The 16,610-nt window shown below is 56.3% G+C and carries 15 protein-coding genes; 13 read left to right on the forward strand and 2 right to left on the reverse strand.

Features of this window, described 5'->3' with window-relative positions; translation table 11 throughout:
• Position 1 precedes the first annotated feature (1 nt).
• Positions 2–1,528 carry an O-antigen ligase family protein gene (locus ACI77H_RS17170; RefSeq protein ID WP_407012936.1) on the reverse strand — a complete coding sequence of 509 codons (1,527 nt, stop codon included), beginning with the start codon at positions 1,526–1,528 and terminating at the stop codon, positions 2–4.
• A gap of 95 nt (positions 1,529–1,623) precedes the next feature.
• Here ACI77H_RS17170 and ACI77H_RS17175 point away from each other — a divergent pair, with 95 nt between their 5' ends.
• The 13 genes from ACI77H_RS17175 to ACI77H_RS17235 all read left to right on the forward strand — a co-directional run bounded on the left by ACI77H_RS17175 (position 1,624) and on the right by ACI77H_RS17235 (position 14,740).
• Complete coding sequence (locus ACI77H_RS17175) at positions 1,624–3,000, forward strand: oligosaccharide flippase family protein (protein WP_407012937.1); 1,377 nt, start codon at positions 1,624–1,626, stop codon at positions 2,998–3,000.
• A 52-nt stretch (positions 3,001–3,052) separates the two neighbouring features.
• On the forward strand, positions 3,053–3,247 hold the full coding sequence (locus ACI77H_RS17180) for a hypothetical protein (RefSeq protein ID WP_407012938.1): 195 nt from the start codon (positions 3,053–3,055) through the stop codon (positions 3,245–3,247).
• Complete coding sequence (locus ACI77H_RS17185) at positions 3,244–4,707, forward strand: FAD-dependent oxidoreductase (protein ID WP_407012939.1); 1,464 nt, start codon at positions 3,244–3,246, stop codon at positions 4,705–4,707. Before ACI77H_RS17180 ends, ACI77H_RS17185 begins: the two co-directional genes overlap by 4 nt.
• A gap of 75 nt (positions 4,708–4,782) precedes the next feature.
• Positions 4,783–5,394, forward strand: coding sequence for an acyltransferase (locus tag ACI77H_RS17190; protein ID WP_407012940.1), 612 nt, complete (start codon positions 4,783–4,785; stop codon positions 5,392–5,394).
• Positions 5,391–6,347: a glycosyltransferase family 2 protein gene (locus ACI77H_RS17195; RefSeq protein WP_407012941.1), complete on the forward strand. Its 957-nt coding sequence runs from the start codon at positions 5,391–5,393 to the stop codon at positions 6,345–6,347. The genes ACI77H_RS17190 and ACI77H_RS17195 overlap by 4 nt, the downstream gene beginning before the upstream one ends.
• A gap of 8 nt (positions 6,348–6,355) precedes the next feature.
• Positions 6,356–6,880, forward strand: a complete 525-nt coding sequence (locus ACI77H_RS17200; protein ID WP_407012942.1) for a serine O-acetyltransferase — start codon at positions 6,356–6,358, stop codon at positions 6,878–6,880.
• 43 nt (positions 6,881–6,923) lie between these two features.
• Positions 6,924–7,901, forward strand: coding sequence for a glycosyltransferase family 2 protein (locus ACI77H_RS17205; RefSeq protein WP_407013081.1), 978 nt, complete (start codon positions 6,924–6,926; stop codon positions 7,899–7,901).
• 7 nt (positions 7,902–7,908) lie between these two features.
• Entirely contained in the window at positions 7,909–8,844 is a 936-nt protein-coding gene (locus ACI77H_RS17210) for a DUF535 family protein (protein WP_407012943.1), read from the forward strand.
• A 75-nt stretch (positions 8,845–8,919) separates the two neighbouring features.
• Positions 8,920–10,122: a glycosyltransferase gene (locus tag ACI77H_RS17215; RefSeq protein WP_407012944.1), complete on the forward strand. Its 1,203-nt coding sequence runs from the start codon at positions 8,920–8,922 to the stop codon at positions 10,120–10,122.
• Complete coding sequence (locus tag ACI77H_RS17220) at positions 10,119–11,306, forward strand: glycosyltransferase family 2 protein (protein WP_407012945.1); 1,188 nt, start codon at positions 10,119–10,121, stop codon at positions 11,304–11,306. Before ACI77H_RS17215 ends, ACI77H_RS17220 begins: the two co-directional genes overlap by 4 nt.
• Entirely contained in the window at positions 11,306–12,040 is a 735-nt protein-coding gene (locus tag ACI77H_RS17225) for a WecB/TagA/CpsF family glycosyltransferase (protein WP_407012946.1), read from the forward strand. Before ACI77H_RS17220 ends, ACI77H_RS17225 begins: the two co-directional genes overlap by 1 nt.
• Positions 12,041–12,422: 382 nt before the next feature.
• Positions 12,423–13,556 carry a hypothetical protein gene (locus ACI77H_RS17230; RefSeq protein ID WP_407012948.1) on the forward strand — a complete coding sequence of 378 codons (1,134 nt, stop codon included), beginning with the start codon at positions 12,423–12,425 and terminating at the stop codon, positions 13,554–13,556.
• A gap of 62 nt (positions 13,557–13,618) precedes the next feature.
• A complete protein-coding gene (locus ACI77H_RS17235) occupies positions 13,619–14,740 on the forward strand; it encodes a glycosyltransferase family 61 protein (protein WP_407012949.1) in 1,122 nt (373 codons plus the stop codon).
• A gap of 72 nt (positions 14,741–14,812) precedes the next feature.
• On the opposite strand, the gene ACI77H_RS17240 is transcribed toward ACI77H_RS17235, so the two are convergent.
• Positions 14,813–16,237 carry an undecaprenyl-phosphate glucose phosphotransferase gene (locus ACI77H_RS17240; RefSeq protein WP_407012950.1) on the reverse strand — a complete coding sequence of 475 codons (1,425 nt, stop codon included), beginning with the start codon at positions 16,235–16,237 and terminating at the stop codon, positions 14,813–14,815.
• Positions 16,238–16,610: the final 373 nt, after the last annotated feature.

The following is a 16,610-nucleotide window of genomic DNA, read 5'->3' on the forward strand; positions in this document are numbered from 1 at the left end:
ATTACCGAAGTTGGGGGTGGGCGCTCACCGCGAGTGCGGGTGAGGGGTGCTTGAGCCTGCGAACCATCTGAGCATAGGCAACGCCTAGCCCGGCTACCGACCAATACACCACGGGGATCACCGTGATGCTGCTGACGGTAACGATGGTCACCAATATTCCCGCCAGTGTCGCGAAGAGTGCGCGTCCCAGTCGGCGCGTCTCATCGTCCTTGTTGGAAAAAGAACGCATTGCCTTGCGCAGGCCAACGAGCACCGTGACGAAAAAAGCCACGAACAGCGTCAACCCGATCAACCCGACCTGCAGCGCCACGTTGATGTAGGTGTTGACGATATCGATGATGCCCTGGCCCTGAATCATGGACTGCATTTCCGGCGTGCTGCGGAAGTCGAAAGCGCCGAACAAGGGGTTGCGCTGGATAACGATCATGGCGTTATCGAACAAGCGTTGACGGTAGGTGATGTTCTCTACTTCGATCGTGCCGAAGAACGGTAGCAGGTCCAGCACTTTTTGCCCGCCCGGCAGGATTGCCAGCAAGGGCAAGGCGAGCAGTCCGGCTAGCGCCAGCAGGAGCAAGCGTTTGACCGCACTGCGGCCTGTGGCAATGAAGGTTGCGATCATGACGGCGGCCCCGATCCACGGGCCACGCGACAGGGGTGCAAACAACCCGCCGGCCAGCAACAGTGCGCCGAGACGGCGCTGGAATTTGCTGCGCACGTTTTCGTGCAAATACAGATAAAAGCCGATGGCTGCGCTGATCACGAAGCCCAGCGCAATTGCCTGGCCGGTCGTGGCACTGGCGCGCAATGAACCGCCCCGGCTCAGGTAACCGGACATTTCCCATTGCATGCCCAAGGCGTCGATCAATGCGCTGTATAGCAACCAGCTGCGGGAAAATTCGAACAGGCCAATAATCGACAACACCATGGCCGCGAGGACAAAGGCCAACAGCGCGTCCTTGAAGTCGCTGAGGTTTTTCAAAGCCCGGCTGGCCACGTAGTACGGCAGGAAAACTTCGATGAACATGTACAGCGCTTGGCGCAAGGTATCGGTGAGCGTGGTTTCGCGCAGCAACAGCAGACTCGACAGCAGGAGGTTGGCGGCCAACAGTTTGTCCGGCCAGGTGCGCCCGAATGCCAGCGTGTCTGCACGTCTGCGCAGCACAAAAAATGCCGGCAGCAAAACGCACAAGGACAGCAGACGAATATGGTTGAGGTCAAAAAAGTAGTTGATCACGCCCAGGCCCGAAATCTGCGCCGAGGCCGGCGGTACCAGAAACAGCAGGAAGAAGAACAGCGCGATGGGGTTGCGCTCGCGTTTTCCGGCGACGCTCAAGACGATGGCGGCAACGGCTGCGTACACCCAGAAACTGTGCGAGACGAAGGCCAGGATCGTCAATACGAACCACAGATTACGGCGACGCTTGAAGTCGCTGGAGGGGACAAGATCCGCTGCAGCTCGGCGTGAAAGGGCAAAAACGATGCCGGCCAGAACCAGAATGACGGTTAACGCGCGTAAGTGCTCAGGCATGAGTTTTTAAACTTATTGAATGGTGAGCGAAGGATAGTAGAAAGCCTGATTGCGGCTATAGTAACGTGCGTACCACTGAGTCCGGGATTGATGTTATGCCTTCAATTGATTTATCGCCATCGTTGAGCCTGCGCAAGCGAGCGATATTTGCCGGGGCTTGGAATCTGGGCGCGCTGGTGACGTCTCAAGCCATTCGCTTGGGCGGCAACCTGATTATGGCCCGACTATTGATGCCGGAGATGTTCGGCATCATGATCATCGCCACCACCGTTTCGGTGGTTCTGCACTTGCTGTCCGATGCAGGCTTGCGGCAGAACATCATCCAGAGCCCGCGTGGCGACGACCCGGTGTTTCTCAATACTGTCTGGACCGTGCAGATTGTGCGCGGTTTTGTCCTGTTTGCCTCGACACTGCTGATCGCGGCCTTCGCCTGGTTTGCGCAGGTCATCAACCTGTGGTCGCCGGAGTCCACCTACGCGGCACCGGAGTTGCCGCTGGTGTTGGCCCTCACCGGTTTCTCCGCGATCATTTATGGCCTGCAGTCGACAAAAGTCGACGTGGCCGTGCGCGCCTTCCAGCAAAAGAAAGTCGTGCTCGCCGAATTTGTCTCGCAGATCGCCGGCCTGCTGGTGATGCTGGTGATCGGTTACTTCACCCGATCGATCTGGTCGCTGGTGGGGGCGGGTCTGGTCGCGGCGCTGGTCAGTACGTTGCTGGGTCATTTCTGGTTTCAGGGCCCGCCTAACCGCCTGTTATGGGACCGTACTGCGCTCAAGGAACTAGTCGTTTTCGGTCGCTGGATCCTGTTGTCGTCAGCCGTGGGCGTATTGGCCATGAATGGTGATCGCATCTGGTTCGGCGGCAGCATGTCGGCCGCCGAACTGGGGGTCTACTCCATTGCCGTGCTGATCCTCGGGGCTTTTGCGCTTGGCGTGCAGAGGTTGGTGGGCGCCGTAGCCTTGCCAGCCTTCAGCGAGGCCACGAGAAACAACGACACCGCGCGGTTTCACGCGCTGTACTACCGTTTCAGGCTGATTATCGACATCGCCTTGCTGTTTGCCTGCGGACTGTTCTGGACCATCAGCCCACTCATCATCCACTGGTTATACGATGAGCGTTATGTCGAGGCCGGCAACATGATGTCGGTGCTCTCACTGTCTTTCTTCATCTTGCGCTACACCGTGTCGCATCAAGCCTGGCTTGCCCAGGGACTCTCGAAGTACCAGGCGATGGATAACATTATTCGCGCCATCTCGTTATGGGTGTTGCTGCCGCTGTTACTGGCCATTGGCGGAGTGAAATACGCGATTTGGGGCGTCGCGTTGCATACATTTCCGACCCTTGTGCTAATTGTTTATGTAAACCGCCGTATAGGGCTGTTCGATCTCAAACGTGAGCTGGTTGTGCTGCCAATGGTGTTGGTCGGGATCGGGTGTGGGGAGTTGGTGTTGGGCCTTGCCAAATGGCTTTGACTTGATTCAAGTCTTTCGCGGTTTTCAATTTCAATGTCGGGGAACTTGAAACATGAGTGAACTTGATTTGAATACCTCTGCGATGGGGCGCAGAGAACTCCTTCAGGCGTTTGCTCTGTTAAGCCTGGGGGGGCTGACATTTGGATTGCCCACGCTCCTTGCTTCGCCTCCTTCGGAAAAAAACGGGTTTGTCGTGGTTAACGGCTGGGTGTTGCCGGCCCAGTACTTTCGGCAAACGCGAACATGATCAAAGATTACCAATCGCAGAAGGAACTTCGCGACCTCTATGACTTTTGCATCATCGGGGCCGGGCCGGCGGGCATCACGCTGGCGTTGCGTCTGGCCGGGAAAGGTCGGCGCGTGCTGCTTCTGGAGGGTGGGGGGCACGAATACTCGCAGCCCTCGCAAACCCTCTACAACTGCGCCTCGACAGGTATGAATGTCTACGCTGAAGAAACACGCCTGCGCTTTCTCGGTGGCACGTCCAACCATTGGGCGGGGCGTTGCCGGCCCTTCGAGAAGTCAGACTTTGACGTGCCCCCACCCGTCAATCTGCCTGGCTGGCCCATCGCGTTTTCCGAGATCGAGCGTTATCTGCCAGCGGCCATGGCCATCGTGGATCTTCCGGCGGATTCGGGGTTCAAGGCCATCAATGCGTCCATGGACGGCGACGACTTTGTAGCCGATCGTTTCCTGCTGAGCCCGCCGACGCGATTTGCACAGAAATACGCCAAAGAGCTTCAAGAGACCGAGGGGCTTGATGTCTTCATCAACTGCAACTGTGTCGATCTTGAGTTCGATGCCAAGACCGGTCGCATCGCCACCGTCGTTGTGTCCGATTACGAGAAGCACCGGGAGCAAGTGAAGGCAAAGCAATTCATTCTGGCAACGGGCGCCATCGAGAATGCCCGGCAACTGATGAACAGCGAGTCCTTGGCGTCCGCCGGCCTTGTCAGCACGGACGGTTTCGTCGGCAGATGTTTCATGGAGCACCTGAACCTCGATCTGGGGACCTTTATTCTGGGGGAGGGGCAGAGTACCGAGCCTCGGCAGTATTTCACCACCGATGCGTTTGTCGCGCACTTTCAGTCAGGTAAAGGGAACATCTCCGCTGCGCTGCTGGAGGAAGTGAAAGCCTATGGGCGAACAGCGGCCATCAAGGACTTTTTGGAGAACCTCGTTTGCGACGTCGGGTTGGCGCACAAGATCGATTTCATTACCCACTTCAATTGTCCTGGCGACGGGGTGATTACCACCCTCATTGAACAGTTTCCCAACCGTAACAGCCGCCTCAATTTGCTCGAAGAGCGGGATGCGTTGGGGATGCGCAAGGTCAACATCCATTGGGAGGTGGGCTCTGAAGACAGACATACCATCAAGTCCATTGGGCTGGAGGTGGCGGAATGTTTTGCCAAAACGGGCCTGGGCTTCGTCAAGCTGGATGAGTGCGTGTATGACGTCACGTTGCCGCTGAAAGTGGCTCCGCATGCCCACCATATGGGCACTACTCGGATGGCTACGGCGCCTGAATTCGGGGTGGTCGACGAGAACTGCAAAGTGTTCGGCACCGAGAATCTTTATGTGGTGGGCAGCAGTGTTTTCGCTACAGCCGGTGCGTGTAATCCGACCATGCCACTTTTGCAGCTTGCCCTGAGGCTGGCAGATCATCTTAATCATCAAGCGAGCCCGGCGGGCCGGTATTCCTGATACTACAATCAAAAAAACCAGGGTGTATCTGGCTCTGGCACGGATGAATATCGCAGGATTTGTGAGGCTGACAGGATGATAGGGCTGGCAAGGCGTGCTGTAAGTTATTACGTCAACAAAACGGGGCGGGGACGCTGGATCTTTAAACGGTTTTGTAATCCTGACGGGTTCGAGTGGGCTCGATATCTGGCGCGCTGGGGATCGCTGCATTCCGTCGGCAGCAATGTGTGGATCAATGTCGGGTGCAATATCGCCGACCCTTCGCTAGTGCGCCTCGGCAGCAATATCGCTTTATCGGATTGCACGCTGTTCTGTCACGATGGCGCCGTTTTCTTCTCCACTCTCTATAACGTAAAACTTGATTCTGTCGGCCCCGTCGACATCCGTGACAACTGTTTTATTGGGCATGGTGCGATCATCATGCCGTGCGTGACCATAGGTCCGGGTTCAATTGTCGCCGCAGGTGCTGTTGTCAGGAAAGATGTTCCGCCGGGTGTCGTGGTCGGGGGCAATCCAGCGAGATTTTTTTGTACCGTTGAAGATTTGATGAAAAAATTCGAGTCGCGTTGCAACGACTATCCGTGGATGGACATGATCAGAGATCGCCCTGGCTCCTATGATCCACATGTGGAGTCGGCGCTTATGGCCATGCGAGTGCAGTACTTTTTTGGCGAGCCACCTAAATGACCCATACACCCCTTGATGTGCTGGTCGTCAACTACAACACAGCGAAGCTGTTGCAACCGATGTTTGATGCATTGCGCCAGTCAAACAGTGTGGATCGAACGCGCTACTTGATGGTGGACAATGCCTCTGCCGACAATTCGCTGGAGTGTCTGGCCGCCATTTGCCCAGAGGCATTGCTGCTGGCCAATGACAATAATGTGGGCTTTGGTCGTGCCAATAATCAATTGGTAGAGCACCTGGAGGGCAAGTACGCGCTCCTCCTCAATACCGACGCTTTTGTCGCCGCCGATACCCTGAACAAGACCCTCGAATACATGGAGGCTCATCCTGATTGCGGTGTCCTAGGCGTTCGGCTGGTCGGGCGAGAGGGTGACTTGCAACCCTCCTGTCGCTTTTTCCCCACGCCGTTGAATGTCTTCCTTTCCCGTACGGGGCTTGAACGTTTTTTTCCTGTCGTGAAGCGGGTCGACGACATGGAATGGGATCACGCCTCGGTCCGTGAATGCGACTGGGTGCCGGGGTGCTATTACCTGATTCGCCGTGAAGTCATCGACCAGGTGGGCTTGTTCGATCCGCGCTACTTCCTTTACTACGAGGAAGTTGATCACTGCAAACGTGTTAAACAGGCCGGGTGGAAGGTGGTTTACTACCCGCATACCACGGTGGTGCATATCGGTGGTGAAAGTGCCAAGACAGTGGTTGAACTCAACGCGGTCAGTAGACAAATACCCAAGATGCAAATCGAAAGCGAGTTGTTGTACTTCCGCAAGCACCACGGTTTGCCGGGGTTGACTTGGCATATGTTCCTGGTTGGCCTGGGGGATCTGATTCTGGCGCTCAAGGCGCTGTTGAAAGGCCGCGGCCGAGCTGCCATTGCGGCGTGCTGGCAGCATACGCGTGCCACTTGGGCGCTGCTGCGTGAAACCCGGTTCGCTACCCAACCCACACGATAGGTCAATCAATGTTCGAGAATATCCGCGCGGACTTGCGTGCCTATGGTGGTGATTGGGGGGCTCAGGGATTCTGGGTCATGCTGGTTTATCGCTTTGGGCGCTGGCGCTACGGTGTGCGCCCGGCACTGTTGCGTAAATTGCTGTCCTTTATCTACAAAGTGCTCTTCAAACTGGTGCAGATCGTGACGGGCATCGAGTTGCCCTGTGAAGTGGTGATCGGGCGCAACTTCGTCATCGATCATTTCGGCGGCATTGTGATCAGTGGTTATGCGCAGTTTGGTGATGATTGCCGGATCCGCAATGGCGTCGTCGTGGGCCTGAAGAATGTGAACGAGCCGATAGCCCCGGTGATTGGTAACAACGTGGATATCGGCGCCGGGGCCAAGGTATTGGGCAATATCCGCATTGGTAACAATGTCGTGATTGGTGCCAACGCCGTGGTGCTGACCGATGTCCCCGACGACTCGGTGGCCGTAGGTGTGCCCGCAACCATCAAGAAAAGGAAGCCTGTAGACGCAAAGGAATACTCATGAACTATCCGAAGGCCTGTTTCGATTGCGGCGCTGAGTGAGCGCCATGACTACCGGCATGGGTGTGGTTGTTATCGGTCGTAATGAAGGCCTGCGGTTGGAGCGTTGCCTGACGTCGCTGGTTGATGCAGCGCAGCAGGTTGTTTACGTCGACTCTGGCTCAACCGATGGTTCGGTGCCAATGGCCCAGGCGCTTGGCGTCGAAGTGGTCGAGTTGGATATGAGCATTCCTTTTACGGCTGCGCGCGCACGCAACGAAGGATTTGCCCGGGTGCAACGCTTGTTGCCTTCGCTGCGTCATGTGCAGTTCGTCGATGGTGATTGCGAGGTCGTCGGCGGCTGGCTGCCAAAGGCGCAAGCCTTTCTGGATGCACATCCTGAGGTGGCGGTGGTGTGCGGGCGGCGCCGTGAACGCTTTCCTCAGCATTCGATTTACAACTTGTTGTGCGATCTCGAATGGGACACGCCGATAGGCGAGGCCAAGGCCTGTGGGGGCGATGCGCTGATGCGGGCCGACGCCTTCGCCGACGTGTCCGGGTTTCGAGCCGATCTGATTGCCGGGGAAGAGCCCGAGTTGTGTGTGCGTCTGCGTGCCAAGGGCTGGAGAGTCTGGCGGCTGCCTGAGGAAATGACCTTGCACGATGCGACCATGACTCGCTTTGGCCAGTGGTGGAGGCGCACCCTGCGCGGCGGCTACGCCTTTGCCGAAGGCGCTTATTTGCATGGGGCGGCCCCCGAGCAACATTGGTTGCGTGAGTCACGCCGTGCCTGGTTCTGGGGTCTGGGTATTCCGCTGGCATCTGTTCTCGCCAGCCTGGTGCTGGGAGGGGTTGGCCTGCTGTTGTTGCTGGTCTATCCAGTGCAGGTCGTGCGCCTGGCCCGACGGGGTGGGGGATCAGCGCGGGAAAACTGGTTGCAGGCATTCTTTTTGGTGCTGGGAAAATTCCCCGAGATGCTCGGGCAATTGAAGTTTCTTTTGAACAGGTTCGGCGCTCGCAAGTCAGCGTTGATCGAATACAAGTGAGACTTGAATGAATAGCTGGCAACTACTGAAAAACGCGTTTTCTTTACACGCAGGTTATTCGTTGAGAGCCGTGAAAAATAAGCTCGAATTGATGCTGTTGGTGCTGAAAAACTGGGCTGAACTCAAGCTGTTTACCGGGCGTATGTCGAACGCTCTGGGCAGCGCCGGTTTTGCGAAATTGGGCGGCGATTGTGTGGGGGTCGTTCATTGGCCTTACATCAGTAAAAGCTGGAGCTCTCAGGACAGACTGAGTGTGTTGGCCTCGCACTACGAAGTGGTGACGCAAAGCTGTCCGCAGCTGTTGTTGTTTGGTCGAAGTGAGCGCCTGGTTTTAAGCGACTTGTCGGCCTTTGCTGCCGATTGTTCCCTGGTGCTGGATCGACCCATTTGGTTTATGCGTGAAGGCGAGCTGGTGCTGAACTTGTTTCAGGGTGATTTACGCATTGCATCGATTGCGTTCACCTTGTGTTACACGGAGGGTGAACTGTGTATTTTCATCGGTGCCGTGCAAGGGATTCACAAAGGGGTGGAGAGCGAACGCTCGCTGGATATTTACCGGGAGCTGACCAAAAGTTTCGAAGGTCTTCGGCCACGCAGTTTTCTGATTGAAGTCATTAAATACATTGCGGCGCAGATTGGTGTCGCGAGGATATTCGCCGTAGGCGACGGGTTTCGTCATCACCGGCACGCCTATTTTGGTGCTGAAAAAACCCAGGACCTGGCGGCCAATTACGATGTGATCTGGCTGGAGCATGGCGCGACACCGTCAGCACGCGAAGACTTCTTTGAAATCCCCATGGCCTCGTCGAACAAACCGCTTGAGAGCATTCCTTCGAAAAAACGTGCCATGTACCGCCGACGTTATGAACTACTGGATGACACGTTCAAAAAGATAGATGGCGTGTTGATTGGCAGTTATAGCAACTTGCGTGGGGCTGATTGACGTTCCAGGCCACCGAACTACTGTGGGATGGCCCGCAATCATCACTCACCGCCACGACAGCCAAGCTTGGTGCCTATGCGTATCGCTTACTTCATCAATCAATACCCCAAAGTCAGCCATAGCTTCATTCGTCGCGAAATTCTGGCAGTGGAGCGTCAGGGCTTTGAAGTGCAGCGCATTGCCCTGCGCGGCTGGGATGCAGAGTTGGTGGATGCCGAGGATGTGTCCGAACAAGCCCAAACCCACTATGTGTTGCAGGGCGGAGTCAAAGCACTGGCAGGGCCGGTGCTGCAGGTGCTGCGTGCGCAGCCGCGACGCTTTTTTTCAGCACTGTGGCTGGCGTTGCGCATGGGTCGGCGTGCCGATCGGCCGTGGCCGTACCATGTGATTTATTTGTTCGAGGCGTGCCGGTTGTTGTCCTGGCTACAAGCGTTCGGCGCCGAACATGTGCACGCGCATTTCGGCACCAACTCGACCGAGGTGGTGATGTTGGCCAATGCGCTCGGCGGGCCGGCGTACAGCTTTACCGTGCACGGGCCGGAAGAGTTCGATAAACCACAATTTATCCATTTGGGCGAGAAGGTCCGGCGCTCGGCGTTTGTCGCAGCGATCAGCTCTTATGGGCGCAGCCAGTTGTTTCGCTGGGTGGCGCATGCGCACTGGGAAAAGGTCAAGGTGGTCCACTGCGGCCTGGAGCGGGCGTTTCACGAGGTCCCGACCGTCACTGTGCCGTCCGTGCCGCGGTTGGTGTGTGTGGGGCGCTTGTGTGAGCAGAAGGGGCAATTGTTGTTGCTTGAGGCTGCGCGAAGGCTGGCGGCGCAAGACGTGGCGTTTGAAATCGTACTGGCCGGCGACGGCGAAATGCGTGCAGAGATCGAAGCGCTGATTGCGCGGTACGGCTTGCAGGCGCAGGTGCGGATTACCGGCTGGATCAGCAGCGAGCAGGTGCGGGCGGAAATTCTGGCGGCGCGAGCCCTGGTGTTGCCGAGTTTCGCCGAGGGCTTGCCGGTGGTCATCATGGAAGCCATGGCCTTGCGCCGGCCCGTGCTGACGACCTACGTGGCGGGTATTCCCGAACTGGTGCGTCAGGGCGAGAACGGCTGGTTGTTTCCCGCTGGCGCCGTGGATGAGCTGGCGGTGGCGCTGGCCGATTGCCTCGCGCAACCTGTCGAGGTGTTGCAGCGGATGGGCGAGGCGGCGTATCAACGCGTGCTGGAGCGGCACGATATCGATACCGAAGCAGCCAAGTTGGCTCATTTATTCAAGGCGCACGCATGATCACGTTACTGGGTTGGCTGTTCAGTGCACTGCTGATACTTATCGTCCTGCCGGTGTTGGTGTTGTTTGTGCAGGTGTTGCTGGCTTGTCTGCCGGTGCGCTCGCTTTCACCGGCGCAAGGGGCGCGACCGAGGGTGGCGGTGTTGGTGCCGGCTCACAACGAATCCTTGCTGATCGTCGCGACGTTAAACAGCATTCTGCCGCAACTGCTGGCGGGCGATCGCCTGGTGGTGGTCGCGGACAACTGTTCCGACGACACGGCTGCACTGGCCCGCGCCGCAGGTGCCGAGGTGGTGGAACGCAGCAATGATCAGCAGCGAGGCAAAGGTTATGCGCTGGACTTCGGGGTGCGTTATCTGGCCAGCGATGCACCGGATGTGATGATCATTGTCGATGCCGATTCGCGGGTAAGTGAAGGCTCGATAGAGCGTTTGGCACTGTGCTGCATCGACTCCGGGCGTCCGGCGCAGGCCCTGTACTTGATGCATGCACCAGCAGGCTCCGGGCTGAAAGTGCAGATTGCCGAGTTTGCCTGGTGTGTGAAGAATCGCGTGCGCGCACAGGGTTGGGCGCGGCTGGGGTTGCCTTGTTCGTTGATGGGCTCGGGAATGGCGTTTGTCTGGCGGGATCTGGCGTTGATCGATTTGGCCAGTGGGCACCTCGTCGAAGATTTGAAGATGGGCCTGGATTTCTGCCGAAGCGGCAAACCGCCCCTGTTTTGTCCCGGTGCATTGGTGAGCAGTGATTTCCCGCGCAACGATGAAGGCCTGAGTATCCAGCGGACACGCTGGGAGCATGGTCATCTCGGGGTCATCCTCGGTGATGCGCCAAAGTTGCTGGTAGAGGCGCTCCGCAAGGGCAACTTGAACCTGCTGGCGATGACCGCGGATTTACTGGTCCCGCCGCTGGCCTTGCTGACGTTGCTGCTGGTGGCCGCTTTCAGCCTGGCGTGGCTGGTGGTTTTGTTCGGCGGGGCGTTGGCGCCAGCGTTAATAGCGTCTTTCGGACTCGCGCTATTGGGCGTGACGGTCCTGCTGGCGTGGAACCGGTTCGGTCGCGGGATCATCGCTTTTTCAGCCTTGATGTATGCACCGCTCTACGCGTTAAAGAAAATCCCGCTGTACATTGGCTTTGTGCTCAAACGCCAGGTCGACTGGGTACGTTCGAAGCGAGATGACACCTGATGCGCCCCTTGTCCTGGCAGCACAACTGGCAAACCATCCTGAACAAACTCAGGGTGGTTCGCGATGCAGGCGACGAACAACAATTGATTGATGCGTTGTCCCGGTCTGAGGGGGCGACAGTGCTTGGATTCGTCAACGCCCATGCGATGAACCTGGTGACGGCCAATCCCGCTTACTACGATGCGTTGTCGGCGGCTGACGTGTTGTTACGGGATGGCTCCGGCATGGCCATCCTGTTTCGTCGACGCGGCCTCGAACCGGGCCTGAATATGAATGGCACCGATTTCATCCCTAGATTACTGGCCGCGTACAAGGGCCGGCGCGTGGCGTTCTGGGGGACCGAGGAGAGCTTTCTGGCCAACGCGGTGCGGCATAGCGAAGCGGTGTTCGCGGTCAATGTGGTTTCTGCTCACCATGGTTTTGCAGACGTGGACGACTACCTCAACCTTGCCCGGCAGGCGCAACCGGAACTGGTGGTGCTGGGTATGGGCATGCCCAAGCAAGAAGTCGTTGCTGCGAGGCTGGCTGCCAGTGGCGTGCCATGCCTGGTGGTATGCGGTGGGGCGATCCTGGATTTTCTCGGCGGCAAGGTGACGCGTGCTCCGCAATGGGTACGTCGCCTCGGTTGTGAGTGGGTGTTCAGGCTGCTAAGCGAGCCCAAGCGATTATTCACTCGCTATGTCGTGGGTAATCCGCAGTTTTTGTTGCGCACGCTGATCTGCCGAGGCTCCTGACGTAACAGGAATTTGACGTCAGAATGAGTTGACAGGTCGCCTGAAAAACACGCCTGAAATATCTTGCAAAACTCTGTCCCAGGATCTTTACTCAGCCTTGTATTACCGACTCGACGGGTGAGTTGGCGATTGTTTTTTTATTAAGGTTCAGGACGAATTAATGGCGTCAGAAAATCTTGATTCCAAGGAATGAGAAGCGAGTTTCTCGCAACAAAGACAGCAGGGCGTACATTCAAAAAACAGCGCGCATCCTATAGGTTCGGTCGTTATGGTTTGCCGCAAATTTTGAAAGACACGGTGAGCTATCGACTCTCATTTCGAGTAGTGGGATTGTTGATATGCACGTTCAAATGAACGCTCCTTGAAGTGTGCTAATAAACAAATGAAAAAATATATATCAACACTGATGCGCAGGTTAATGTCGCCTTCAATGCGATTTGAACTAAGAAAAGCGCTCGCCTGGTTGCGCGATATCGCCGCGCGTGCCTGTATTTGGCGCTGGGAAGTGGCCAGATTCAAACTGCGGGAAGACAGCCGTTACGACATTTTGTATGTGGGCAGGAAATCCCAGCGTGAATTTGTGAAGGTGCTTTTGGGCGCTGAGTCTCAAGGGCTTGATCACCTGCCGACATCAGACCATACGGTCGTTGTCAGTGATATGCCGACCTGGGGGGCATTGTATGTGCCGCAATACCTGAGTGCTGTCGTGCCACTGCGCAGATCTATTGACGAAATTACGGCGCGATACAATACCGAGTTACGGCGAAATCTGCGCAAGAACCGCTTGCGCTACGGTATGAAGCAAGCATTGAACGATGACGAGATTGAAACGGCGGATCGGGAAATGCTTCAACCCTATGCCAGGGCCAGGCATGGCGCAGCCGCCTCGCAAATTGCATCTCATGAAGTTCAGCGCGTGGCTAAAAGTGCCGGACGCCTCGATCTGGTGGTGTTGGAAGACCAGATAGTAGCCTGCCATCTGGGCTGCGTGGTCACCCGCGCAGGCAAGCGTTACTGGAGCACCGTGCGTTTCGGCTACCCTGACGCCGTGTTCTCGGATGCCAAAAAATTACGCGAAATCAACTCAATCACCACGTTCATGGCGCTGGAGTGGGCGATTGAAAACGGGTTTGATTACTACGATATCGGCACGTGTCTGGCCCGCCCGGACGATGGGCTTCTTGAGTGGAAAAGAAGACGCGGCGGCGATGTCGATACGCTGGGAAACCACGGCTACGTGTTTGTTCGGCTGCCCAGAATCGGCGCTGCGCAGTTTCTGTGGGAGACGCCACTCTTTGCTGTCGAAGGCAAACATTTGACACTTCATCTTGGACTACCTGAAGGACCCAGTGATGAGGAAGTGGCTAACCGATATCGTGAAATGGGCTTTGGGGGACTATTCAAACTTTATCTCCATTGTTCCAGAGAGCCGGACGCCGTGCTGCTCGACACCTTGCGCAGTCGCTACGCCCATTTGAAGTCGCCGCCCATTTTGCAAACTATTACAAGCGCTTAAACAACAAGGAGTGTTTGGCAGCGAACGCTGGTTCCTTATGATCACATTACGCCGGGGTGTATATGTCAGAACTCATCGCATTGACAAGTAGCAGCCCGGCGAAGTGGAGCCTGGCGGCGTATAAACACCTCTTTAAAACTCGCCTTGCCCGGAAACCATCGTTAACACTGCAAAGTATGGCGACAAAAACCTGGGAGATTGCACCGAGCGAAATCTCGGTTGTTCACCCCGCGTTCTTTCTGCCCAATCAACTTGAGCGTGTGACGGGGTGGGAAGAGCAACTTTTTTATCCTCACGAACATCCTCGTCGCACAATGGAAGGCGTCGGTCGTGTGGAACATGGACCGACCAGAGGTTATCTGCTGAAAGATGTCTGGTTAATCGACGGCGCGCTCTACAAAGGGAATGCCAAATCCTGGTTGACGCCTGGCGTTGGCCGGTTGCCGGGGGTTCGCGTCGAAAACGAAATCGCTCGCGGCGCGTTGTATTGCACGGCGGGGGGCAATAAGTGGTTTGGCAGTTGGTTGATGGACGATTGCCTGACCTATTCACTGGCATGCAACGAAGGCGTTCCAGTGACCACGGTGGCCTCCGCCAACATTGTTTCCACGTCCAGGAACGGCGTCCTTCACACTCCCGGTTATGAGGACTGGCTTGGCATGAAGCCGGTTCGTTTACGTAACGCGTTTTTTCGTCAACTCGTGATCTTTGACGACATCAGCCAAAATCGACACAAGCATCTGCGCTTCCGTGCAATGGGCGAACAGTTGCTGTCCCACGTCGACTCAAGCGTTCATCCAGGCGTCTTCATCCTGAGAGGTGGACGCGGCGATTTGCGTTTGCTGCGCAATGAAAGGGAGTTGGCTGAACGTCTGCGCGATCGTCGAGGTTTTCGCATTCTCGACCCGGCGCTGTGCGATGTTCCAACCATCGTCGCGGCCTGCGCCGGGGCCAGAACCGTGATAGGGGTCGAGGGCAGTCAATTGATCCATGGGGTTAATGTTTTGCCGCCGGGTGGTTCGCTGCTGGTGTTGCAACCCCCTGATCGTTTCATCTGTTTCTTCAAGTACCTGACCGATCGTGATCATCAACACTTTGGTTTTGTCGTCGGTACGCCCGCAGGCAGTGGTTTTACTGTCGACCCCGATGAGGTCGAGCGCACGCTGGATCTGTTTCCGTCGTGATCTGGCGAGGCCTTGGCCTCGTTGAATTGCGCATCAAACCGGGGTGGCGATCACCCCGGCACTGAAGACAGGCTAGTAGGCTTGCTTGCCGGAAAAGGCAGATATCGTTCGTAATAGAATGATGAAGTCGAGCCACAGTGACCAGTTGTTGATGTACTCGATGTCTGAGTCAACGCGGCGAATCATTTGTTCTATATCTTTCGTTTCACCGCGAAGGCCACGTACCTGCGCCAGCCCGGTGATACCCGGCTTAATGTTGTGTCGCGCAAAGTAGCCCGAGACATCGGGCGAGTATTGCACGTCGTGTTGAATCGCGTGCGGGCGAGGCCCCACCAGCGACATTTCGCCCATCAACACGTTGAACAACTGTGGCAGCTCATCCAGGCTGGTTTTCCGAATAAAGGCGCCCACCCGGGTCACGCGCGGATCATTCTTTTGTGCCTGCTTGACGGTGCCGTCTGACGGTTGATGGACCACCATGCTCCGGAACTTCCAGATACGGAAAACTTCGCCACTCCACCCCATGCGTTGCTGACGAAAGAACACGGGGCCGGGGTTATCGATCTTGATCGCAAGGGCGACTATCGCCAGCACGGGCGCCGCAAACAGCAGGATGAGAAAAGCCCCGACCTTGTCTTCGAGATTCTTCAGAAACAGTCGCATCCCCATCAGCGGCGTTTCGGACAAAGTCAGTACGGGAATGCCGGCAATCTCGCGAACACTGTGGTTGATCAACTTCAAGGCGAAAATGTCAGGCACCCAGTTAACCCTGACGTGTTTATCGAACAGGCTCAAATAAACCTTCTGGATAACTTCAGAGCCACCCACGGGGGTCACAAAATACACGGTACGAATGGCATGTTTGACAACCAGTTCATCAAGATCAGAGATATTGCCCAGGATCGTCAGGCGTCGTGCGCCTTCCTGACCCTCCTTGCCCCGATCATCGTCCGCGCCAATCAACACACAGCCAACGATGCGTTCACCGAGCCAGGGGTTGTTGCTGATTTTTTTGTAGAGGTAGCTGGCCAACTCGCCGGAGCCAATGATCAGCGAATTTTCCAGTTGCGTCGGATGAGCCAGAAACTTCTTCTGCATTTCCCGTGTCGCGAGGTGCAAAAACAACTGGGCAAAATAGCCAAGCACAAATAACTCCCCAACCAATAGCCGCGAATACTGTTCGCTTGTTTTGGTTAGAAAAGCCATGGCAACGAGAAAACCAAAGGTTGCGGTCCACGCCTTTAGAAGCTTGAAGGCTTTGACGGTGAACCCGACATTGCTGCGGTAAATGGCATAGTGGTCATAGACGACGGCCAACGCGCCAAGCAGGAGCAAGAGCATGATGACGTAGTCTTGCGAGATGAACCCGATATGATAATTGATCAAAAACCATGCAACACCGGTTACCGCAACGCAGTCAAGACCGGCCTGAATGACGATACTGGTACTGCTTCTTCGCTGGAGAACGGAACGGGTACTGTTGGGCTCAAATATCATATTTAGACCTCATTTGCTTTCCCTTGCGCTCGGTGATGACGAGATTCAGGTCAACACAGCCCTCGTTTGAGAGACTCAGCGTCACCGACAAGCTTGCTCATACTTGTGACAGGTCCCGCCCTCAAATGTGTAAATCTGGTGAGACGAAGACAGGTGCTGTCACTTTAGCACCACTGTGCAAACAATCACTGAATAGCTGCGGTTTGAGACAACATCCATGAATAAAAATGCAGTCAGGCACAAGGTGCCGAGCCAGCCACGGTGAGACGCATCCGTGGCACTCGTCGCCGGGGCGTCTTGTCATCAGTGGGGAGAGTGGGCGCAGCGGCAGGGCGGGGGCTGGCCCCCGTTTTCGCAATGACGGCTTTTTTCA

Source organism: Pseudomonas sp. O230, from assembly GCF_045447035.1.
Lineage (GTDB): Bacteria > Pseudomonadota > Gammaproteobacteria > Pseudomonadales > Pseudomonadaceae > Aquipseudomonas.